Consider the following 22,435-nt stretch of genomic DNA (forward strand, 5'->3'; position numbering starts at 1 on the left):
CGCGGCGTCGCAGCGCATCGATCGCCTCGAAGGAGAGAACGCAGCAAGGGCCGCGGCAATAGGCGATCACCTCGCGGTCGCGCGGCAGTGCGGCGATCGCCGCCCGCCGGTAGCCCGTGCGCGCACGATAGGTCACGCCGTCCACCACCAGGTCGGCATCGTGATCGGTGAAGCCGAACACCGTGCCGTGGGCCATCAGCCCGATGAGATGCGCCCCGCTCGGGCCCCGGCGTCCGGCAAGCCATCCCTTCACTGCACGCTCACTGGCACCCGACCACCTCATGAGGGCCTTTGCGCCGTGGCCCGCAGATCTCGTCTCGGAGCGTAGAGCAGCAGCGATCGCTGCTGCGTAGGTTACGCCCGGGGAGGACGCCCCGGAGACGTGCAACAAGTTGCCCTTCGAGTGCACAGAGTTGCCCTTCTTCGTGCGCATCGCTCTACCTCAGCCATGTAGGATGCTTTGGAGGCTGGGGTGCGGTACGCGCCGGGCTGCCATCGGGCTTGGCCGAGGAAGCATCCGCGCGCAGACGTGCTTGGCCCGTGATGGAAAGGGGCGCCGTGTGGCAAGACGTCCAACTGGGAGGTCGGCGGAGCAAGCAAGCGGGCCGGTTCGTGCTGCCGAATACGTCCGGATGTCGACCGACCACCAACGCTACTCGACCGAGAATCAGTCGGACGCAATCCGCCGATATGCTGCGCAACGGGGCATTGAGATCGTCCAGACCTACGCGGATCACGGCAAGAGTGGCCTCAGCATCACCGGGCGTAGCGCCCTGCAGCGCCTGATCGACGACGTCCGAAGTGGCCGCGCCGACTTCAGCGTGATCCTCGTGTACGACGTGAGCCGCTGGGGACGGTTCCAGGACGCGGACGAGAGCGCCTACTACGAGTATCTGTGTCGGCGTGCAGGCATCTCCGTCGAGTATTGCACCGACGGCTTCGAGAATGACGGCAGCCCCATCGCAACGATCGTCAAGGGGGTCAAGCGTGCGATGGCCGGCGAGTACAGCCGACAGCTCTCGGTCAAGGTTTTCGCCGGTCAGTGCCGCCTCATCGAGCTCGGCTTTCGCCAGGGTGGGCCGGCCGGCTTCGGGCTTCGTCGACGCCTCGTCGACGGCGCGGGCGTGCCCAAGGGCGAGTTGTCTCGCGGGGACCAGAAGAGCATCCAGACCGACCGCGTCGTCCTCATTCCCGGACCGCCCGACGAAGTCGATACGGTGCGCTGGATCTACCGCGCTTTCGTGCAGGAGGGTCACCCTGAGCGCGAGATCGCCGATATCCTGAACGGCAGGGGCATCCGTACAGACCTGGGCCGACCCTGGACTCGTGGCACCGTCCACCAGGTTCTAATCAACGAGAAATACGCTGGGGATAACGTCTGGAACCGCCTCTCGTGCAAGCTGCACGGCGCTCGAATGCGAAACAGCCGCGAGATGTGGGTGCGGCGCGACGCCGCCTTCCAGCCCATTGTGGATCGCTTCCTGTTCGACGCCGCACAGGTGATCATCCGCGAACGCTCGCGACGCCTGTCGGACGCTGAGATGCTCGAGATCCTCGGCCGCATCTTGGCGAACCGCGGCCGCTTGTCTGGGCTGATCATAGACGAGGTCGACGGAGCACCTTCAAGCAGCACTTATCGCCATCGCTTCGGCAGCCTGCTGCGGGCCTATCGCCTCGTCGGTTACACGCCCCGCCGCGACTACCGCTACATCGAGATCAACCGGGCGCTCCGCCGCCGGCATGCCGAGGTGGTCATCGAGATCGTGGCGGCGCTTCGTCACGCTGGCCTGCTGGTACTGCACTCGGAGACAACGGGCCTTCTCGACTTGAATGGCGAGCTCTCTGTGTCAGTCATCATCGCGCGCTGTCAGGAGACTCCGGCCGGCGCGCTCCGCTGGCGGCTTCGGTTCGCGACCAGCGTCAATCCTGACATTACGGTCGCAGTGCGTATGGACATCCGGAACCAGCGACCGCTCGATTTCTACATCCTCCCGAGGATCGACGTGGTGAGTGCGCGGATCCGGCTCGCCGAAGAGAACGAGCTATCGCTCGACGCGTATCGCTTCGAGACGCTCGACATCCTCATCTGAGCTCGCAGCACCAGTTCCCGTCCGCGAGGCTGCATGATGCGCATCCCCTCGCACATGCAGCACATTGAGATGATCCCCGTGGATGCGATCGACGTCCTCAACCCCCGTGCTCGAAATCGACGCCAGCACCAGGAGATCGTCGACAGTATCTCAGCCATCGGTCTCAAGCGGCCGATCACGGTCAGCCGTCGTGAGACCGAGAACGAAGTGCGCTACGACTTGATCTGTGGCGAGGGGCGGCTTGAGGCTTTCCGGATGTTGGGCGAGGCTGAGGTTCCCGCTGTGGTGATCGACGTATCCGAACCGGAATGCTTGGTGATGAGCCTCGTCGAGAACATTGCGCGGCGGCAGCATCGTCCGATCGACCTTATGAACGAAATCGGCAGCCTTGCGAAGCGTGGCTACGGTGAGGCTGAGATAGCAGAAAAGATCGGATGCTCGCGAAGCTGGGTGAACCAAGTCGTCACACTGCTCGAGCGCGGCGAGGATCGGCTGGTGGCCGCCGTTGAGACCGGCCTGATTCCGGTCGCCATGGCGACTGAGATTGCTCAGGCCGAAAGCGGGGAGGCACAAACGATCCTGATGGAAGCGTACGAGAGCGGCAAGATCCGGGGCAAGAAGCTCGGCGCCGTTCGTCGGCTCCTCGATCGCCGCCTCAGAGCCAAACGAGGTGGAAGAGACAAGGGCCTTGGTCGGCGCTCGCATACCGCGCGGCCGACAGCAGACGACCTGCTACGGGTCTACCAGCGTGAGGCAAACCGACAGCGGCTGCTGGCGCGCAAGGCAGACTTCGCACAGGCGCGGCTTCTCTTCATCGTTGAGGCACTGAGAGATCTCCTTGGTGATGACGCTTTCACGACGCTTCTACGTGCCGAAGCGCTTGCCACGATGCCACGAGCCCTGGCGGCGCGCATTGACGGGGATACCCCGCGATGATCGAGAGCACGACGGGCAAGGGTGTGAGGCACGGCTTTGAACGGGAGAGCGTGGTCGTTCCCCTCGCGCAGCTTGCACCACTCAAGGTCATGCGGCCGGGTACGAAGGAGAGCCATAAGTACGCCCAGATTCTGACGTCGGTGCGTGCCGTCGGGCTCGTTGAAGCACCGGTGGTCACTCCAGACCGCGAGCGTCCGGGGCGATATTTTCTGCTCGATGGCCACCTCAGGATCGAGGCTCTCAGAGATCTTGGAGTGACCGAGGTTGAGTGCCTTGTAGCGACCGACGATGAGACCTACTCGTACAACAAGCGGATCAACCGACTGCCGCCGATCCAGGAGCACCGCATGATCCTTCGAGCGATCGATCGAGGGGTACCGGAAGAGCGGATCGCGGAGGCGCTGGGTGTCGAGGTGCAGACGATCAGGAGGCACGCGCGGCTGCTCAATGGCATTTGTCCCGAGGCGGCTGAGATCTTGAAGGAGACGTCGTGTCCAGCCGCAACGCTCGATGTCCTGAGGTGTATGGGCCCCATCCGTCAGGTGGAAGCGGCCGAGCTGATGAGCGGCCAGAACAACTACACTGCGAGTTTTGCCAAGGCGATCCTTGCGGCAACACCCGAAGCCCAGCTGGTCGAGCCCCGGACAAACAAGCTCGGCCGCGCGCGCACGGCCGCCTCGGAGCAGATCATGCGCCTGGAGCGGGAGCTTGCGAGCCTGCAGGCGCAGGTGAGATCCGTGGAGGAGACCTATGGCATCGACAATCTGCACCTGACGGTCGCCAAAGGTTATGTCCGGAAGCTGCTCGGCAACGCTCGGATCGTACGGTGGCTGTCGCAGCACCACCCGGAGTACCTGAGCGAGTTTCAATCCATCGCGGAGATCGACAGTTTGCTGCCGGCCGATTCAACGGCGGCGTAACAGCGACTGACGGGGACCCGGACCCGACAAGCGCGGGGACCGCGGGAGACGCCGCACGATGGGGCGGATCGAGCGCGGTGGTGGGGATGGCGGCGAACCCGTACGGTGCCCACCAGGCCGGTCGTCATCGGATCGGCCGACAACACTTAACTTGACGGCTACGGGCAGAGTGAACGGGACGCAGTGATGTCTCGGACGCTCTGCCCGATCTTGCGGAGGTCTCGTGCCGATGGGGCATTGGCCAGAGGCCCGCTCACGTCGGGGCGCCGCCCCCGAACGCGCGAAAGGCCCCACCGGCGCGTCCCTTGGGACGGCCGGCGGGGCCGGAGCGGCGAAGCGGGAAGCAGGATCAGGCGAGGCGGAAGACGCTCCCGTCGTGCACCACGGTGACGAGCGCGGAGGCGGCGAGATCGCCGGGGTCCAGATCGACACTGCCGTCGCCCTTGCGGACGGCCACCGCGCCGAGCCCGTCCACGTTCAGGGTCGCGGCGCCGGTGTTCGCGTCCACGCCGTTGATGAAACGCACGGCGAGCCCGGCGAAGTAGGCCGTCAGCGCCGGCGTCAGCCCGATCGTGCGCGCATTCGCCGTGCCGCCGGCGGTGCCGCCCCAGGCGAGCGCGCCGCGCGCGCCGGCGAACTGGGCACCGCCCGTCAGCAGGCCGAGCACTCGGCGCTGTTCGAGGCGCTGGCGCGGCATGATCCGGACGCGGCGGAGAGCATTATCGCTGCGCACCTGCGGCAGACCATGGACGCGCTGTGCAGCCCGCAAGAGGCAGGCGCGCTGCGCTGAGCCGCGGCCGAGGGCGACTGGTCAGCCACGGCGCGCTCCGATCGACGCGGACCGGCTCACGCGGCGAAGTGACAGGCCGCGGATTGCCGGTCCCAGTCCACGCGCAGCTCGGGGTCCTGCTCCGCGCAGCGCGGCTGAGCCTTCGGGCAGCGCGTTCGGAACCGGCAACCTGACGGCAGCTCGGTAGGGCTCGGCGGCTCGCCTTCGAGCGCGAAGGTATCGGTAACGCGCGGGCCGCCGATCCGCGGGATCGCCGCCAGCAGCGACTGCGTGTAGGGATGGCGCGGCGTGCTGAAGATCGCCTCGGTGTCGCCGATCTCCACCACCCGCCCGAGATACATCACAGCCACCCGCTGGCAGATCATGCGCACGACCGAGAGGTCGTGCGAGATGAACAGATAGGTCAGGCCGAACTGCTCGCGCAGCGACAGCAGCAGGTTCAGGATGGTCGCCTGCACCGACACATCGAGCCCCGAGGTCGGCTCGTCCAGGATGACCACCGAGGGCTTCAGCGTCAGGATGCGCGCGAGCCCGACCCGGCGCTGCTGGCCGCCGCTGATCTCGTGCGGATAGAGATCAAGGTGCGTCTCGGGCAGGCCGACCGCGCGCAGGATCTCGCGCACGCGCGCCTCGCGCTCCTGTTCCGGCAGCGTCGTATGCACGACCAGCGGCTCGTGCAGCGAGCCGCGAATGGTCCAGCGCGGATCGAGCGATGCGCCCGGGTCCTGGTAGCAGTACTGGAGATGCTCGCGGAAGCGCCGGCTCTGGTGCGGCTTGAGCCCGGCGATGTCGTGGCCCTCGAACACGACGCGCCCCGCGGTCGCGGTGTGGATCCCCATCAGCGTCTTGCCGAGCGTGGACTTGCCGCAGCCCGACTCGCCGACGATGCCGAGAATCTCGCCGCGCCTGACGGAGAAGGACACGTCGTCGAGCGCACGCAGCCAGCCCACCCGCCGCTTCCAGACATTGCGGACCGGGAAGTACTTCCGCAGCGCCCAGACCTCGAGGATGGTCTCGGCTGCACTCACGATACGGCCTCCGGCGCGGCCAGCTTGTGATGACAGCGCACGCTGTGCACGGCGTCGATCGCTTCGGGGGCGGGCCGTTCGGCGCGGCAGATCGCGCTCGCACGCTCGCAGCGCGGATGGAAGCGGCAGCCGCTCGGCGGATCGATCAGGCGGGGAATCTCGCCGGCGATGCCGTGGATGCCGGCCTCGGACGACGGCAGGCTGTCGAGCAGCTTGCGCGTGTAGGGATGGCTCGGCCGCTCGAAGAACCCGTCGACCGGCGCCTCCTCGACCTCCTGCCCGGCATACATCACCGTGATGCGGTCGCAGATCTCGTAGGCGGCACCGAGATCATGCGTGGTGAACAGCACCGCCACGCCGCGCTCGCGGGCGAGCTGCTTCAGCAGCTTCAGGATCTGTGCCTGCACGGTGACGTCGAGCGACGTGGTCGGCTCATCGGCGATCACCAGCTTGGGCTCGGGCAGCAGCGCCATCGCGATCATCAGGCGTTGGCGCTGTCCGCCCGACACCTCGTGCGGGTATTTGCGCAGCACGGCCTCCGGGTTGGGGAGTTGCACCAGCCGCAGAAGCTCGAGCACGCGTGCGCGATCGGCCGCGCGCCGCTCGCGCGGGTAGCTGTTGAAGAATCCCTGCCGGTCGCTGGTCCCGCCGCGCAGCAGCGGCGACTTGAAGCGCATCAGGTCGTCGATCTGCGTACCGATCGTGAACACCGGGTTGAACGCGGTGGAGGGGTCCTGCGGGATGTAGGCGATCTCGCGCCCCCGCACCTCGCGCGCCAGCGTCTCCTCGGGCACGCCGAGCAGGTCGCGACCGTCGAAGCGGATCTCGCCGCTCTCGATCCGTGCGCTGTTGCGCGGCAGGATGCCGAGGATCGCGCGCGCGAGCGTGGTCTTGCCACAGCCCGACTCGCCGACGAGGCCGCAGATCTCGCCGCGCCGGATCGACAGCTCGACGCCATCGAGCACCTTGGCGATCCCGGCATCCGAGCCGAACGAGACGCGCAGATCGCGGACCGAGATCAGCTCACTTGCCATGCTGACCCGCGCGCCGCAGCCGGGGATCGAGCACGTCGCGCAGCCCGTCGCCGAGCAGGTTGAAGCCCATCACCACCATGAAGATCGCAAGCCCCGGGAAGGCCGCGTACCACCAGGCCATCGGCAGGAACTCGCGCGATTCGGCGATGGTGCGGCCCCATTCCGGCGTCGGCGGCGGCGGGCCGAGGCCGAGGAAGCCGAGCGTCGCCGCGGTCAGGATCGTACCCCCCATGCCGATCGTGGTGCGCACGATGATCGAGGACGAGATCGAGGGCAGGATGTGCATCACCATCACACGGAACGGCGAGCAGCCGAGCGCGATCGCGGCCTCGACGAAGGGCTCGTTCTTCATCGACCGAGTCTCGGCATAGACCAGCCGCGCCCAGAACGGCCAGTAGGTGGCGGAGAGGGCGAGGATGACGTTCTCGATCGAGGGGCCGAGCGTCTGCGCAATCGCGATCGCCAGCACGATCTGCGGCACCGCGAGGAAGATGTCCGAGACGCGCATCAGCAGGTCGCTGCCGAGCCCCTCGTAGTAGCCGGCCACCAGCCCGATCGGCACGCCGATGATCACGGCGATCGTGATCGCCGTGACGGCGATGGTGATGGTGATGCGCGCGCCGAACAGCAGCCGCGAGTAGATGTCGCTGCCCATCCGGTCGGTGCCCAGCCAGTTCTCCGGCCCGGGCGGGCTCAACCGTCGCGCGGTGTGGAACTCGGTCACATCGCCCGGATGGGTGGAGAGCCAGGGCGCGAAGATCGCCACCAGCACCAGCAGCACGATCAGGCCGAGCCCGAGCATCGCCGCCCGATCCTCGGCAAGCTTGCGCATGACCCGGCGCATCAGCGCGTCTCCCGCGGATCGATCATGCCCTGCAGGATGTCGACCGCCAGGTTGACGACGATGAACATCGTGCCTGCGATCAGCGTGAAGCCCATCACCGCGTTGTAGTCGGAGCTCAGGATCGCGTTGACGGCGAACAGGCCGAGCCCCGGCCAGCTGAACACCGCCTCGACCACGACCGCGCCGGCGAGCAGGATGCCGAAGATCAGGCCGATCTGCGTCACCGTGCCGATCAGGGCATTGCGCAGCACGTATTTCCAGATCACCAGGCGCCGCGGGTAGCCCATCGCGGTCTCGTACAGCACGTAGTTGCTCTCGAGCGCGTTCAGCACGCCCGCGCGGGTGAAGCGCACGATGGTCGCGGCGGCCGGGAGGGCGAGGGTCGCGACCGGCAGCACCATGTGATGCAGCGCATCCCACAGGACCTCGATGTCCCACAGGATCAGCGCATCGATCACGTAGAAGCCGGTGATCGGCTCCGGCCCCCAGCCCTCGATCCGGCCGCTGAGCGGCGTGACGCCCAGCCGCATCGAGAACAGCAGCTGCAGCAGGATCGCGAACCAGAAGCTCGCGATCGCAAGCCCGGCGATCGTGACCACCCGGAGTGTGTGATCGAGCCAGGTGTTGCGCCTGAGCGCGCTGAGGACGCCGAGCGGGATGCCGATCACGCTTGCCACCACGATCGTGACGAATGTCAGTTCGAGCGTGGCCGGCAGCCGGCTCATCAGGTCCTCGGCGACGGGGCGGCCGGTGAAGATGCTCCGCCCCATATCGCCGTCGAGGATTGCCCGGATGTAGCGGACGAACTGAATGTGCAGCGGCTGATCGAGGCCGAGCCGCTCGCGGATCGCCGCGATCGTCTCGGGGGTGGCGTTCTCGCCGGCGACGAAGGCGGCCGGATCCGCCGGGATCACGTGCGAGATGAAGAACACGATCGCCAGCAGCCCCAGCACGGTGGGAAAGAACCAGATCAGCCGGTTGACGATCAGGACAAGCGTTTTCACGGGGCGGCGCCTTGCGCCGCCCCGTCATTGCGAAGGACGGTCACGCGATGCTGAGCCAGCGCATCTCCTGCCCGTCGCCGATCGGGCAGAACCGCACGCCGCTGACATTCTTGCGGTAGGGCCCGAACCACTTCGTGTTGTGGATGTAGATGCCGCCCGCCTCCTCGCTGGAGATGCGCGCGACCTGCTCGTAAAGCGGTGCGCGCCTCTCCTGGTCGGCGGTCGCGAGCGCCTCGTTCAGCAGTCGGTCCACCTCGGGATTGCTGTAGTAGCTCGCGTTTCCGCCGCGGTGCCGGTTGGTGTGCAAGAGCTCGCCCGCCCAGTTGTGCGGATCGGCATAGTAGGTGCTGCGCCACAGGAACAGCACGTCGTACATCTGCTCCGGGTCGCGCATCTTGTTGGAGACCACTGGCCACGGCTCGTTCAGCAGTCGGCTTGGAACGCCGGCGCGCGTCAGGCCGTTCTGCAACAGCGCTGCGGCCTGCATGGACTGCTCGTAGCCGATCATGCCGGCGATGACGATCTCGCGCGGCGGCGAGCCCATCTGGGCGATATGCGCCTTCGCCTTGTCGATGTCGAAGGTGTAGCCGGCGACGTCCTTGGGCGCGCCCCACATCGGATTCGGGATCACGTGCGTGTTGCGGACCACCGACTTGCCGAGGATGTCGTTGATCCAGCCGTCGTAGTCGAAGCTGTAGCAGAGCGCCTTGCGGAAGTTGACGTCGTTCATCGGCGCGCGCTGGTTGTGGATGCAGGCATAGAACAGGCGCGTCGACTCCGCCTCCATCACGTTCAGGTTCGCATCGGTCTGCAGCCGCGCGATCTGGTCCTGCGGCATGTAGGGATCGGTGCCCTGGAAGTCGCCGCGGATCAGCCCGAGCACGCGGGAGTTCACCTCGGCGACGTAGCGGAAGTCGATTTCGGCGAGGCCGGCGGGGCCGAGGAAGTGGTCGTCGAAGCGGCTCGCGAGGAAGCCGCGCGCCGGGTCGAAGCGGCGGATGATGTAGGAGCCAGAGCCCGCGTCGTTGCGCGCGATCCACTCCTGGCCCCAGTCGCCGTTGCGCTCGTTGCGCTTCACCAGCGCCGAGTTCACGACATAGACGTCATGCGTGGTCGCCGCGAAGATCGCCGAGGCCGCCTTGAGGTTGAACTCCACCGCGTACTTGCCGACCGCCCGGGTGCTGCCGGGATCGACCAGGGTCGCGAACAGCGGGTATGCGCCCTTCTTCACCGCCAGGATGCGCTCCATCGAGTAGACCACGTCCTCGGCGGTCAGTTCCGTCCCGTCGTGGAACTTCACGCCCTCGCGCAGCTTGAAGGTGTAGCGCTTGCCGTCCTCGCCGACCGTGTAGGACTCCGCGAGCCAGGGCTCGAGCTTGGGCGGGTTGTCCAGCCAGCGCAGCAGCGAGTCGTAGCAGTTCAGCCGATACGCGACCCGGCCGACATCGAAGGTCGCGTGCGGATCCATGGTGTCGTAGGCGCTGCCATTGGCGAACACGATCCGTCCGCCACCGCGCTGCGCCGCGGCTTCGCGCGGCAGTCCCGTCGCAGCGACCGTTGCCCCGGCGGCACCGGCCTTCAACAGATCACGGCGGCCGAAATCGGCCGCGGACGCAGGGTTGTTCTGCTTCCGCATTGCTCGTCTCCCCAGTGATTGCTCAGTTATGCTGGTCACTCTCGCAGGCATACGTCAAGACGTGACGGACTGTTGCCCTCCTCGTCATGCGCGCCTAGCGTTCGCCACGATGCGGCATGACGAGCGGACATGACGGATGGGCCGGTCCTGATCTGGGGCGCGGGGGCGATCGGCGGCACGATCGGCGCGTTCCTCGTGCGGCAGGGCCACGACGTGGCGTTCGTCGATGTGGACGCGGCGCATGTCGGGGCGATCGCCGCCGGGCGGCTCTCGATCGAGGGCCCCGTCGCGCGCTTCGCGGTCGGCGCCCCGGCCTTCACGCCCGACACCGCCCGCGGCCAGTTCCGGCGCGTGATCCTGGCGGTAAAGGCGCACCACACGGCGACGGCGATCCGCCAGCTGGCGCCGCATCTCGCCGATGACGGCGCGGTTGTCTCGGCGCAGAACGGCCTGAACGAGATCGAGATCGCCGCGGTGGTCGGCCGCGAGCGCACGATCGGCGCCTTCGTCAATTTCGGCGCCGACTGGCAGGCACCCGGCGAGATCCTTTACGCGAATCGCGGCGCGGTGGTGATCGGCGAGCTCGACGGCACGCGCACGGCGCGCATCGAGGCGTGGCATGCTCTGCTGCAGGATTTCGAGCCGGATGCGGAACTGACCGGTGACATCTTCGCCTATCTCTGGGGCAAGACCGGCTACGGGGCCCTGCTGAAGGCGAGCGCCGTCGCCGACATGACGATCGCGGGGTTCATCGGCGACCCGACGCTGCGCACCCTGAACGTCGCGCTGGTGCGCGAGGTGTTGGCCGTCGCTTCTGCCGAGGGCGTGACGCCGCGCGGGTTCAACGGCTTCGAGCCCGCGCCCTTCGCGCGCAACGACGCCGCAGGGATCGACGCCTCGATCGCGACGATGGTCGCGTTCAATGAGGGCACGGCCAAGCCCTATTCCGGCGTCTGGCGCGACCTCGCGGTGCGCAAGCGCCCGACGGACTCCGCCGCCCAGCTCGCCCCCGTGCTGCGCGCGGCCAAGGGACACGGCATCGCCACGCCCACGCTCGATCGGCTTGTCGCCTTGATCGGCGCGGTCGAGCGCGGCGGGCAGAGCATCGGCAGGGTGCTTGCCGAGGACCTGAGGGCCGTCGCGGAAGGAAGGAGCGCATGACATCGGGGAACAGGGTCGCCGTCGTCACCGGCGGGGCGCGCGGCATCGGCCGCGGCTGTGTCCACGCTCTAGCGGAGCGTGGCCTCGACATCGTCATCGTTGACCTGCTGCGCCCGGAGATGGAGCGCACGATGGCCGAGGTCGAGGCGATGGACCGCGCGGTGATGATCGAGGAGGCGGATGTCGCCGATCACGCCCGCGCCAGGGAGATCGCCGCGGCCGTGAAGGCGCGGTTCGGCCGCTGCGACGTGCTGGTCAACAATGCCGGCCGCGGCAACCCGACCGGCATCCTCGAGATCACCGAGGAGGCCTATGACCGCACCATCGCGGTGAACCTGAAATCCTGCTTCAACTACATCCAGGCCTTCGTGCCGATGATGCTGGAGGGCGGGGGCGGGCGCATCGTTTCGATGTCCTCGCTCAACGCGCATACCGGCGGTGTCACCAGCGCGGTCTCCAAGTTTTCCTACGCCGCCGCCAAGGCCGGGATCATCGGCATGACGAAGGCGCTCGCGAAGGAGCTGGGCCCGACGATCGCGATCAACGCGGTCTGCCCCGGCATCATCGAGACCGAGATCGGCAACTCGCTGACGCGCTCGCGCGGGCCGGAGCTGGCGAAGAAGATCGCGCTCCAGCGCGTCGGCAAGCCCGCGGACGTCGCGCAGCTCGTCGCCTTCCTCGCCACCGCCGAGCCCTTCTTCATCACCGGCCAGGCGATCACCATCGACGGCTTCCAGTGGGAGATCTGACGCGCATGTCCTACCGGCTCGGTGTCGATATCGGTGGGACCTTCGCGGATTTCTGCGTGCTGGACGAGACGACGGGGGCGCTGTCGACGCTGAAGGTGCTCTCCACCCCGGCCACGCCCGGCGCCGAGGTGATCGCCGGGCTCGACGGTGTCGAGCGCCGTTTCCGCATCGGTGCGGACGCGATCACGTGGTTCACGCATGGGACGACCGTGGGCGTGAATGCGGTGATCCAGCGCAAGGGGATCAGGCTCGCGCTGTTCGTCACGCGTCACTTCCGCGATGTGCTCGAACTTGCGCGGCTGAAATCGCCGGACCCCTATCACCTTCTGTCGCAGCGGCCGAAGCCGCTGGTGCCGCGCGAGCGCGTGTTCGAGATCGACGGAAGGCTCGGCGCCGACGGAACCGAGCTCGAACCGCTCGACGAGGCTTCGGTCGACGCCGCGCTCGCCGAGGCCGAGGCGGCCGGCGCGGAGGGGATCGTGCTCGCGCTGCTGCACGCCTACCGCAACCCGACGCATGAGCACGCGGCCAAGGCGGCGATCGCGCGCAGGCGCCCCGACCTGCCGGTCTACTGCTCCGCAGATGTCTGGCCGATCATCCGCGAGTATGAGCGCACCGTCACCGCCACCGTGCACGGCCACGCCCAGCCGCGCGTCGCGGAGTATCTCGGCTCGTTGCAGGCGGCGCTGAAGCGGGCCGGCGTTGCCGCCGAGCCGATGGTGACCAAGTCCAACGGCGGGGTGATGCGCGCCGAGCTCGGCAAGACGCGCTGCGTGGAGATGCTGCTCTCCGGTACGGCGGCCGGCGCGATCGGCGCGGCCTTCGTCGCGCGCCAGGCCGGCCTCGCGCGCGCGATGAGCCTCGATATCGGCGGCACCAGCGCCGACGTCGCGGTGATCGCCGACGGTGCGCCAAGCTACGGCACCGGCGAGCGCGTCGGCGACTTCCAGCTCTTCATCCCGACCGTCGCCGTGACATCGATCGGCGACGGCGGCGGCTCGATCGCCGCGGTTGATGCGCTCAAGCGACTCACGGTCGGACCCGAGAGCGCGGGCTCCGTGCCCGGGCCCGCCTGCTACGGGAACGGCGGCGAGCGGCCGACCATCACGGATGCGATGTGCGTGCTCGGCTTCATCGGCCACGGCGCGCTCGGCTATGACAGCGTCTCGGTGCGGCGCGACCTCGCCGAGGCGGCCGTGGACACGGTCGCGGGTCCGCTCGGGCGGACGCGCGAGCAGGCGGCCGAGGCGATCGTACAGGTCGCGATCAGCGGCATGTACCGCGAGATCAGCAAGCTCGCCGCGCGCCAGGGCGTGGATGCGCGCGACTTCTGCCTGCTGCCCTTCGGCGGGGCCGGGCCGATGCTCGGGGCGCTGCTCGCGCGCGAGCTCGGCATGCGCGAGGTGCTGGTGCCGACCACGCCCGGCGTGCTCTCAGCACTCGGTGGGCTGATCGCCGATATCCGCGGCGACGTGATCGAAACGGTCTATGCCGATCTCGACGCGCCTTCGCTGCCGCGCATCCGCGACGCCTTCGCGCGGCTGGAGGCGGAGGCGATGCGCTGGATCCGCGAGGACCAGCGTTTCCAGGGCGAGGTGACGCTGAAGCCCTCGGCGGAGATGCGCTATCGCGGCCAGTCCTTCGAGATCGAGGTGCCGCTCGATCGGGCCTGGCTCGCCGGCGCCGACCTTGCCGCGATCGCCGATTCGTTCCATCGCGCGCATGAGCGCCTCTACGGCCATGCCGATCCCGAGGCGCCGATCCAGGCGATCGCGCTCCGCATGGTGGTGGAGGGGTCCGTGCCGCCACCGCGCTTCCCCGAACAGGCGCGCGAGACCGGCACGCCCGAGCGGCTGCGCGAGGTCGGGATTTGGCTCGACGGGGCGCGCCGCACGGCGCCGCTCTATGCGCGCGCCTCCCTCCGCCATGGGCACCGCTTCGCTGGCCCCTGCATCGTCTTGCAGGAGGACTGCACCACCTGTGTCCCGCCCGGAATGTCTGGCGAGGTGGACCGTTTCGGTAATCTCCGCCTGACCCTCGCCTGAGGCCCCGCGATGTCGATCGACCCCGTCACGCTCCAGATTCTCGGCAACCACGCTCAGGCGGCCGCCGAGAGCATGGCGTTCACGCTGTTCCGCACCGCGCACTCCACCTTCGTCAAGGAGACCGAGGACTTCACCACCGGCCTGACCACGCCGGACGGGCAGACCTTCGCCTCCCCGCGCGAGCTCGGCGCGACCTGGTTCGTCGGCCTCGATTACGGCCCGGTGATCCGCGCGATCGACGACTACCGCGAGGGCGATGTGTGCATGACCAACGACCCCTATAGCGGGTTCGTCTGTACGCACCCTCCGGACCTGCATCTCTGGAAGCCGATCTTCTGGCAGGGCGAGCTCGTCTGCTTCGCGGTCGGCCACATCCACAACACCGATGTCGGCGGCGCGGTGCCGGCCTCGCTCTCTCGCGCGCTGACCGAGGTGCACCAGGAGGGGATCCGCTTTCCGCCCTGCAAGCTGGTGAACGCAGGCACGCTCGACCAGCGGCTGCTCGACATCATGCTGCTGAACGTGCGCGCGCCGACCCAGAACTGGGGCGACCTGAAGGCGCAGCTTGCCTCGGTCGCGACCGGCGAGCGCAAGGTGCACGAGATGATCCGCCGCTTCGGCATCGAGACGTTCCGCCAGGGCATCCGCGACCTGCTCGACCTGGGCGAACGCCAGGCGCGGCGTGTGCTCGCCGCGATCCCGGACGGCGACTATCCCTTCACCGACTATCTCGACGAGGACTCGCCCAACGGCCTGCCCTGCCGGCTGCACCTGAACCTGAAGATCCGTGGCGAGGAGGCGGTGATGGACTTCACCGGCTCCGATCCGCAGCTCGCCGCCTCTCTGAACATGCCGACCGGCAACAATCCGCGCCACATCCTGCTGATGGTGGGCTGGAACTACGCGCTCTACACGCTGGACAGCTCCGTGCTGCTGAACGGCGGGCTGACCCGTCCCTGCACCTGCATCGTGCCGGAAGGGACGGTGCTGAACCCGGTCTTCCCGGCCGCGGTCGGCATGCGCTCGATGACCTGCGCGCGGCTGCAGGGCGTGATCATGGGTGCGTTCCAGCGCGCAGTGCCCGATCGGCTGCCCGCCGGCCCCGCGAGCGGCGGGCCGATGATGAACGTCAACACCACCGACAGCCGCACGGGGCGGCGCGTGATGGCGGCGATCGACCCGATCACGGGTGGCGCCGGCGGCTCGCCCTTCGGCGACGGCATGGACGGCTCGGGCGCCAACAACGGCTTCCTCAAGAACACGCCGGTGGAGATCAACGAGGCCGAGGTGCCGATCCGCATCCTCCGCTATGGGCTTGAACCCGACAGCGGCGGCGCCGGGCTGCATCGCGGCGGACTGGCGACGGTGCTCGAGTTCCGCGTCCAGGCGCCAGGCACGGTCGTCACTGCGCGCAACCGCGATCGCACGCGCTTCCGCTCCTGGGGCGTGCAGGGCGGCGGGCCCGGCGCGGCCTCCTCGTTCTGGCGCAACCCCGGCACCAACCGCGCAGAGAATCTTGGCAACACCGACGTGGTCACGCTCGATCCGGGCGACGTGATCCGCATCGTCTGCTCGGGCGGGTCGGGCTGGGGCCCGGCCTGGCAGCGCCCCGTCGAGGTGGTGCTGGCGGACCTTGCCGCCGGCAAGGTCACGGCCGAGGCGGCCGTGCGCGACTATGGCGTGGTGGCCGGAGACGCGGCAGCGACGGCGGCCCGTCGGGCGGAACTTGCCGCCGCGCCGCCGGGCGATTTCGATGCTGGGCCAGAACGTAACGCTTACGAGCAGACCTGGACCGAGGCGAACTACGACGCGCTGACCGGGATTCTCGCCCGCCTGCCCGTGCATTGGCGCCACTACGCCAAGCGGCGCATCTTCGCCCTCGTCGAGGCCGATCCAGACCGACGCGGCGACGGCAGCGAGGTGCGCGCAGCCTTCGCAGCCCTGCAGGCCGAATTCCCCCAGATCGCGCACTGAGAAGAGGACAGCGTCGATGCGCTTTTCCGGCCAGACGGTCGTGATCACCGGTGCGGCCGGGGTCTATGGCCGCGAGCTCGCGGCAGCCTTCGCAGCCGAGGGAGCCTCGCTGCTGCTGGCCGATCGCAGCGAGGCCGCGCTCGCCGCGGCCATGCCGGAGTGCATCGCGCCCGCGCGCATCACGCTGCACGAAGCCGATCTCGCGACGGACTCGGGCATCGACAGCCTAGTCGCGGCGGCGACGGCGGCCGGCGCGCCGGATGTGCTGGTCAACAACGCCGGCGTCTATCCGTTCATCCCGCTGATGGAAGTCACGCCGGCGGAGTACGACCGAATCCTCGACATCAACACGCGTGCGCCGTTCCGGCTGATGCAGGGGATCGGCTGCGCCATGGCCGACGCCGGACGCGGCGCGATCGTCAATGTCACCTCCTCGGCCGCCGAGGTGATCCGCGGCAACGGCGTGCCCTATGGCGCCTCGAAATGCGCGCTCGAGTACCTCACGCGCGCCTTCGCGATCGAGCTCGGCCCGCGCGGCGTGCGCGTCAACAGCGCGCGCCCGCCGTTCGCCGAAGGCAGCGCGCTTGTCACGATGCCGCCCGGCTATGCCGAGGCGGTCGTCGGGCGGTCGCTGGTCGGGCGCGGGCGGCGGCCCGGCGCCTTTGCCGACGCGGTGCTGTTCCTCTGCTCCGACGCGGCCGACTACATCACCGGATCGGTGCTGGATGTCGGTGGCGGCGGCGCGATCAACCGGCGCGAGGGCGCGGCGACGCGGGCGCGAAGCTGACCATGGGGCGGCCGGATCGATTCACTGGGCGGGTCGGCGTCGTCACGGGCGCGGCCTCCGGGCTTGGCCGCGCGACCGCGATCGGGCTCGCCACCGAGGACGCGCGGCTGGTGCTGTTCGACCGCGACGCCGGGGGGCTGGCCGAGACCGCCGCGTCCTGTCCGGGCGCGGTGCGCGTCGTGGGCGATGTCACCGTCTCCGCCGACCATGCGCGCGTGCTCGCGGCCGCTGCGCCGCTCGGCCCGATCGCACTGCACGCCACTGCCGCCGGAACCCTTGGCCCGGCTGCGCCGCTCGCCGATGTATCGGAAGCCGACTGGGACCGGCTGTTTGCCGTGAACGTCAAGGGCACCTGGCTCGCCGTGCGCGCGGTGCTGCCGCAGATGCTGGCGGCCGGGCGCGGCGCGATCGTCACCTTCGCCTCCGGTGCGGGGCTCGCCGGCAACCCGACCATGCCGGCCTATTCGGCGAGCAAGGGGGCCGTGGTGCTGCTGACGCGATCGCTCGCGGTCAGCCACGTGGGGCAGGGCATCCGCGCCAATTGCGTCTGTCCCGGCCCGATCGAAACGCCGATGCTGCGCGATACCTTCGCCCAGGCGGGCGATGCGGCGGCGATCGCGGCGCGCGAGGCGGCGTTCCGCGCGCGCAATCCGATGGGCCGCTTCGGCACCGTCGATGAGGTCGCCGAGAGCGTGCTGTTCCTGCTGAGCGACGCGGCGAGCTACATCACCGGGGTGGCGCTGCCGGTGGACGGAGGCAAGCTTGCCTGACGCGACGCGCTTCGCCGTCCGGGCTGCGATCGTCACCGGGGCGGCGCGCGGCATCGGTGTCGCGACCGCACGCCGGCTTGCCGCCGACGGTGCGCGCGTGCTGCTCGCCGACATCGATCCCGTAGTCACGGAAACCGCTGCCACCTGCGGCGGGATGGCGCTCACGCTCGACCTCGCCGCGCCGGGCGCGGGGCGCGCCCTCGCCGAGGCTGCGCGCGTCGCGTTCGGACGGATCGACATCCTGGTGAACAACGCCGGCGTCGGCGGCTCGAAGCCGCTCGCCGAGTCCGACGACGCGCTGATCGGCCGCTTCATCGACACCAACCCGAAAGCGGTGCTGCGCATCACCCGCGACGCGCTGCCGCTACTCGCCCGACCGGGCGGACGGATCGTCAATGTCGCCTCGGTGTTCGGCGAGGTCGGCCATCCCGGCACCACCGCCTATGCGGTCGCCAAGGCGGGCGTCGCACAGTTCACGCGCCAGCTCGCCGGCGAGCTCGCGCCCGAGTGTCAATCGGCTTGGAAACGGGACCCCACAGTGGGGTCCCTATTCCACGCCGAAACACAATCCTGGCGCTTGCGCCGCACGAGGACGGCGTGACCGTGACGGTGACGGGCGGCATCAACCGCCCGCCCTACGAGAAGGATTCGCGCATCGACGCGTTGTTCGAGCACGCGAAGGCGCTCGCCGCGGAGACGGGCCTCGAGTTGCAGGACCTCAAGACCGGCGGCGGATCGGACGGCAACTTCACCGCCACGATCGCGCCGACGCTCGACGGCCTCGGCGTGGACGGTAAGGGCGGCCACACGCACTACGAGCAGCTCTATGTCTCGAGCCTGGAGCCGCGGGCGCGGCTGATCTACCGGCTGATCGAGACGCTGCGCTGAGGGGCGCGCGCCCCGAAGGACGCGCGCCCCCCACTGCGGGTGTCACCCCGCAGACTGCACCAGCCGCGTCGCTGCACGCAGCGCCGCCACCAGCCGGTTCTGCCCGCGCAGCAACTGCGTCTCGGCGAAGCCGCGCGTCTGGGGCGAATGCTTCGGCAGCTCCTCGGCGACGGCGATGCTCGGCAGCGGCGGCACGGTGTAGGCGGGGTCGTGGCGGAAGCGCGGCTCGCGCGTGAAGTTCAGCGGCACGAGGATACGCGCGAGGCCCTGGATCACCTCGTTCGCGCGCTCAGCTGCGACCCGCCCGTCGGCGACCCCGGCATGGAACAGGTCGAGCGCCTCGGCGAGCGCCGCGACCGCCGCCTTCGACGGCGAGAGGTCCGCCATGCCCTGCGACGCAGCCTCGTAGCGGGCGACCGTCTCGGCGAACTCGCGCACCGTCTCACGCCAGTCGGAGGGAAGGACCGCGGCATTGGCGTGACGCAGCACCGACAGCGCATAGATCCGCATGTCGGTCAGCAGGTTGGCGCGGTCGGCGATCTCCAGCGTGTCGTTCTCGGTGTGCCAGGCGATGTTCCCGCCGCAGCCCGAGACGTCGTAGTAGTTCTTCTCCTCGCGCAGCGCCTGCGGCATCGTCGAGGACAGCATGTAGTAGCTGCTGATGCCGATGTTGTTGAACGAGTAGTCACCCGCCTGGTTCGGCCGCTTGGGCGCGAAGGTGGTGGTGCCGGTGACGTCGGTGATCACCTTGCGGACGAACTCCCGCGTGTCGCTCATCGTCGTCGTCTGGTGGTACGAGGTCGCCCAGCGGCAGCCGGGGCTGTCGCAGTTCACCTGGGCGACGCAGTTCTCATCCAGATCCTGCGCGAAGGCGTCGGCGAACCAGGTGGACCCGGCGTAGCGGCCGGTCGAGTGGCCTGGCCACCAGGCGATCTTCACGCTGCGCTTCAGCAGGTGACGCTTCTCCCAGAACACGCGGGCGAGTTCGAGCATCGTCGCGTCGCCGGTCGCGTTGTCGCCGACGCCGACATCCCAGGAATCAAGGTGGCCGTGCAGCAGCACGAACTTCTCCGGCTCCGTGGCGCCAGGGATGTGCGCGACCGGCACCGCCTGCTCCCACCAGCCTTCCTCGAGTGTCGTGAAGATCGTCGCCTGCCCGCCGGCGGCGGCGACCTGTTTCAGCGCCTCTCCGCTCTCGCTGTTCACCGCGACAACCGGGATCTTCGGCTTGCGCGGCAGGTCGTCGAGGTCGGGCGTGCCCCACACCGTCGTGCAGGTGCCCCAGTGGATGTCCACGCCGGGATTGATGGCGATCAGCCCGATCCCGCCCCATTCCTCGACGATTTGCGTCAGCGCGGGGTTGCCGAAGCCCTCGGTCAGCACGATCCGGCCGCGGATGCGTGCGGTCAGTTCCGCGAGTTCGGATTCCGGCCGACCGAACAGCTCGGTCACGGACTTTGCGTAGGAGCGGAGCGCCTTGCGGTTCGCCGGCAGGTAGACGAGATCGCCCGCGCGCCCCTCCGGCACCGACGGCGCGGCAGACGGCGGTTTGGCGCGGAAGCGCCGCCCACCCGCCTCGACCGACGCGTCGAACGGGATCGAGAGAAAGATCCTCGGCATATGCACCGTGACCGGCACGCCCAAGCCGCGCAGCCGCTCCGCCAGGATCGCTGCGGCGGCGTTGACGTCGGCCGGCTTCCAGCGCGGCGTGCCGGCGAACGTCTCGACCAGCGACCAAGGCACGTCGAGGCCGATCGCGCCGAGGATCTCCGACTCCACGGGATCCAAGGCTGCGGGCTTGGCGATCGGCAGCAGGGTGTCGGGCATCGGCATGATCCAGGGCGCCGCCGGCGGGCGCCACGCTCGGGTTCGTCGCTGCACACCGCGTGGGCACTCTGCACACGCGCCGTGCCGGCGGCGGCTCGTCGCGGCGGCAGAAGCCGGGCATTCGCGCGGCATACCCCAACAATGGGGGTTTGCCGGCGGCCGTCGGATGGAGCAGAGTTTCCGTATCGTGACGATGCTCCGCTGGCAAGGCCGAGCGATCGTACCCGCCACCCGCGGACACGACGCTTGCGACAGGAGACACCGATGACCCTCACCGCGTTCCTCTCCCGCCGTGCGCTGCTGCTCGGCGGCACGTCACTGGCCGCCGCTGCGGCGCTCGACTCGCCCGCGCTCGCGCAGCAGACGGGCGGGCCGATCCGCCGCATCGTGCTGACCTCCGCGGCACAGGCGTCCGACCCGCAGGAGTTCCAGGCCGCGCAGCTTGTTGCGCAGGCGTGGCGGCAGCTGGGGCTCGACGTCGAGGTGCGCGGGCTGCCGCGGCCGCAGCTCTCGGACATCGTCTGGCGCAACCGCGACCGCTGGGACACGACGATGTGGCGCATGGTCGGCCGACCCGAGCGCTCCGACCCGGACGAGCTGGTCTACAACCTGTTCCACTCCTCGACGCGGGAAACCGGCTTCAACTTCGTCGGCTACCAGAACCCGGCCTACGACGCGGTGGCGGAAGCGCAACGCCGCGAACTCGATCAAGAACGGCGGCGCACGCTGATCAACGAGGCGCAGCAGATCATCATGCGCGACGTGCCCTATCTCTTCCTCGTCTATCCGCAGAACGTCGTGGCGTTCAACGCGCAGATCATCCGCCCCGAGACGGTGGTGGACCAGGCCGGGATCGGCCAGCGCAACTTCTGGACGTTCAGCGGTGCGGAGCCCGCGGGGGCCCAGCGCGACCTGATCTGCAATGCCGCCGAGGCGCTCAACGCGATCAACCCGCTCTACATCTCGGGCGCGATCGACAGCTGGGTGACCGACCTCGTGTGGGACCGGCTGATGCGCGTCGGCCCCGACGGCCTGCCGCGCCCATGGGCGGCGGAGAGCGTCACCTACGTCAATCCGACCACGCTGGACGTGAAGATGCGCCCGGGCCTCAAGTGGCATGACGGGCAGCCGATGACGCTGGACGATGTGATTTTCTCCTTCCAGGCGCCGGCCGGCGGCAAGTCGCCGATGTACCGGCCCTTCGTGATCAACATCGCCGGCATGGAGAAGAGCGGCGACGACACGGTGCGCTTCACGCTGCGCCAGCCCTCCTCCTCGTTCCTGACGGCCACACTCGCCAAGATCAACCTGATCCCCAAGCATGTGTGGGAGCCGGTGCTCGCGCGGCTCGAGGGGACGCCGCAGAACGCCGAGAGCTACCAGGAGCCGATGCCGATCGGCTCGGGCCCGTTCAAGGTGGCGCGCTTCCGCCTGCACGAGGAGGTGCTTCTGGAGAAGGTGGCCGACCACTTCGCCCCGCCGAAGTTCGACCGCTGGATCATGCGCATCGTCACCAACACCGAGGCGGCACTCGGCATGCTCCGCCGCGGCGAGATCAACTTCCTGTCCGACTACCGCGGTGACCCGGCGCTGCTGCAGGCGCTGTCGCGCCAGTCGCCGGCGATCCAGGTGGCGGCCGCGACCGACATGGGCTTCCGCTTCGTAGCACCCAACCTGCGCCGCCCACCGTTCGACGACGTGAACTTCCGCCGCGCGCTGATGACCACGATCAACCGGAACCTGATGGTGCAGGCGGCGTGGAACGGCTTCGCGGTGCCGGCGAATAGCCATGTCTCGGCGGCCCTGACGGCGTGGCACCTGCCCGACCAGCACCGCGCCAACATCCAGCAGGCACGGCAGATCCTCGAAGAGGCCGGCTATCGCGTGGTGAACGGCCGGCTGCACTATCCTGCGGGGCGGCAGGAAACGCTGCAGCCGCTTCAGTAGTCCGG

Annotated in this window: 20 protein-coding genes; 12 read left to right on the forward strand and 8 right to left on the reverse strand. The window is 68.9% G+C overall.

What is annotated here, in order from left to right; all coding sequences use genetic code 11:
- Positions 1-253: baseplate hub domain-containing protein (locus ACTIFU_RS09030; protein ID WP_439577972.1), on the reverse strand; the 253-nt coding region annotated here is incomplete at its 3' end.
- 379 nt (positions 254-632) lie between these two features.
- Between ACTIFU_RS09030 and ACTIFU_RS09035 the strand changes: the two genes are divergently transcribed.
- From ACTIFU_RS09035 to ACTIFU_RS09045, 3 genes are read left to right on the forward strand one after another with little or no spacing between them, the layout of a single operon-like run.
- A complete protein-coding gene (locus tag ACTIFU_RS09035; protein WP_439577973.1) occupies positions 633-2,090 on the forward strand; it encodes a recombinase family protein in 1,458 nt (485 codons plus the stop codon).
- Between the two features lie 33 nt (positions 2,091-2,123).
- A complete protein-coding gene (locus ACTIFU_RS09040) occupies positions 2,124-3,026 on the forward strand; it encodes a plasmid partitioning protein RepB C-terminal domain-containing protein (protein ID WP_439577974.1) in 903 nt (300 codons plus the stop codon).
- Positions 3,023-3,946 carry a plasmid partitioning protein RepB C-terminal domain-containing protein gene (locus ACTIFU_RS09045; RefSeq protein WP_439577975.1) on the forward strand — a complete coding sequence of 308 codons (924 nt, stop codon included), beginning with the start codon at positions 3,023-3,025 and terminating at the stop codon, positions 3,944-3,946. Before ACTIFU_RS09040 ends, ACTIFU_RS09045 begins: the two co-directional genes overlap by 4 nt.
- A gap of 349 nt (positions 3,947-4,295) precedes the next feature.
- On the opposite strand, the gene ACTIFU_RS09050 is transcribed toward ACTIFU_RS09045, so the two are convergent.
- From ACTIFU_RS09050 to ACTIFU_RS09075, 6 genes are all read right to left on the reverse strand, one after another.
- The gene (locus ACTIFU_RS09050) at positions 4,296-4,643 is read right to left on the reverse strand and encodes a hypothetical protein (RefSeq protein WP_439577976.1); all 348 of its coding nucleotides are present in this window, start codon (positions 4,641-4,643) and stop codon (positions 4,296-4,298) included.
- Positions 4,644-4,792: 149 nt separating this feature from the next.
- A complete protein-coding gene (locus ACTIFU_RS09055) occupies positions 4,793-5,764 on the reverse strand; it encodes an ABC transporter ATP-binding protein (RefSeq protein WP_439577977.1) in 972 nt (323 codons plus the stop codon).
- The gene (locus tag ACTIFU_RS09060) at positions 5,761-6,798 is read right to left on the reverse strand and encodes an ABC transporter ATP-binding protein (RefSeq protein WP_439577978.1); all 1,038 of its coding nucleotides are present in this window, start codon (positions 6,796-6,798) and stop codon (positions 5,761-5,763) included. The genes ACTIFU_RS09055 and ACTIFU_RS09060 overlap by 4 nt, the downstream gene beginning before the upstream one ends.
- Positions 6,788-7,642, reverse strand: a complete 855-nt coding sequence (locus tag ACTIFU_RS09065) for an ABC transporter permease (RefSeq protein WP_439577979.1) — start codon at positions 7,640-7,642, stop codon at positions 6,788-6,790. Before ACTIFU_RS09065 ends, ACTIFU_RS09060 begins: the two co-directional genes overlap by 11 nt.
- Complete coding sequence (locus ACTIFU_RS09070) at positions 7,642-8,646, reverse strand: ABC transporter permease (protein ID WP_439577980.1); 1,005 nt, start codon at positions 8,644-8,646, stop codon at positions 7,642-7,644. Before ACTIFU_RS09070 ends, ACTIFU_RS09065 begins: the two co-directional genes overlap by 1 nt.
- A gap of 40 nt (positions 8,647-8,686) precedes the next feature.
- Complete coding sequence (locus tag ACTIFU_RS09075) at positions 8,687-10,282, reverse strand: ABC transporter substrate-binding protein (RefSeq protein ID WP_439577981.1); 1,596 nt, start codon at positions 10,280-10,282, stop codon at positions 8,687-8,689.
- A 129-nt stretch (positions 10,283-10,411) separates the two neighbouring features.
- Here ACTIFU_RS09075 and ACTIFU_RS09080 point away from each other — a divergent pair, with 129 nt between their 5' ends.
- From ACTIFU_RS09080 to ACTIFU_RS09115, 8 genes are read left to right on the forward strand one after another with little or no spacing between them, the layout of a single operon-like run.
- Positions 10,412-11,443 (forward strand): ketopantoate reductase family protein, encoded by a 1,032-nt coding sequence (locus ACTIFU_RS09080; protein ID WP_439577982.1) that lies wholly within the window; start codon positions 10,412-10,414, stop codon positions 11,441-11,443.
- Positions 11,440-12,192: an SDR family NAD(P)-dependent oxidoreductase gene (locus ACTIFU_RS09085; protein WP_439577983.1), complete on the forward strand. Its 753-nt coding sequence runs from the start codon at positions 11,440-11,442 to the stop codon at positions 12,190-12,192. The genes ACTIFU_RS09080 and ACTIFU_RS09085 overlap by 4 nt, the downstream gene beginning before the upstream one ends.
- Positions 12,193-12,197: 5 nt before the next feature.
- The gene (locus tag ACTIFU_RS09090) at positions 12,198-14,237 is read left to right on the forward strand and encodes a hydantoinase/oxoprolinase family protein (RefSeq protein WP_439577984.1); all 2,040 of its coding nucleotides are present in this window, start codon (positions 12,198-12,200) and stop codon (positions 14,235-14,237) included.
- Between the two features lie 9 nt (positions 14,238-14,246).
- Positions 14,247-16,211, forward strand: coding sequence for a hydantoinase B/oxoprolinase family protein (locus ACTIFU_RS09095; RefSeq protein ID WP_439577985.1), 1,965 nt, complete (start codon positions 14,247-14,249; stop codon positions 16,209-16,211).
- 16 nt (positions 16,212-16,227) lie between these two features.
- On the forward strand, positions 16,228-16,998 hold the full coding sequence (locus tag ACTIFU_RS09100) for an SDR family NAD(P)-dependent oxidoreductase (RefSeq protein ID WP_439577986.1): 771 nt from the start codon (positions 16,228-16,230) through the stop codon (positions 16,996-16,998).
- A gap of 2 nt (positions 16,999-17,000) precedes the next feature.
- Positions 17,001-17,768, forward strand: coding sequence for an SDR family NAD(P)-dependent oxidoreductase (locus ACTIFU_RS09105; protein ID WP_439577987.1), 768 nt, complete (start codon positions 17,001-17,003; stop codon positions 17,766-17,768).
- Complete coding sequence (locus ACTIFU_RS09110; protein ID WP_439577988.1) at positions 17,761-18,369, forward strand: SDR family NAD(P)-dependent oxidoreductase; 609 nt, start codon at positions 17,761-17,763, stop codon at positions 18,367-18,369. Before ACTIFU_RS09105 ends, ACTIFU_RS09110 begins: the two co-directional genes overlap by 8 nt.
- Positions 18,276-18,656: a M20/M25/M40 family metallo-hydrolase gene (locus tag ACTIFU_RS09115; RefSeq protein ID WP_439577989.1), complete on the forward strand. Its 381-nt coding sequence runs from the start codon at positions 18,276-18,278 to the stop codon at positions 18,654-18,656. Before ACTIFU_RS09110 ends, ACTIFU_RS09115 begins: the two co-directional genes overlap by 94 nt.
- Before the next feature lie 42 nt (positions 18,657-18,698).
- Here the strand turns inward: ACTIFU_RS09115 and ACTIFU_RS09120 are convergent, their stop codons facing one another.
- Complete coding sequence (locus ACTIFU_RS09120) at positions 18,699-20,483, reverse strand: M28 family peptidase (RefSeq protein ID WP_439577990.1); 1,785 nt, start codon at positions 20,481-20,483, stop codon at positions 18,699-18,701.
- A 264-nt stretch (positions 20,484-20,747) separates the two neighbouring features.
- Between ACTIFU_RS09120 and ACTIFU_RS09125 the strand changes: the two genes are divergently transcribed.
- Positions 20,748-22,430: an ABC transporter substrate-binding protein gene (locus ACTIFU_RS09125; RefSeq protein ID WP_439577991.1), complete on the forward strand. Its 1,683-nt coding sequence runs from the start codon at positions 20,748-20,750 to the stop codon at positions 22,428-22,430.
- Positions 22,431-22,435 lie beyond the last annotated feature (5 nt).

Origin of the sequence: Elioraea sp. (assembly GCF_051860475.1) — a bacterium.
Taxonomy (GTDB): Bacteria; Pseudomonadota; Alphaproteobacteria; order Acetobacterales; family Acetobacteraceae; genus Elioraea.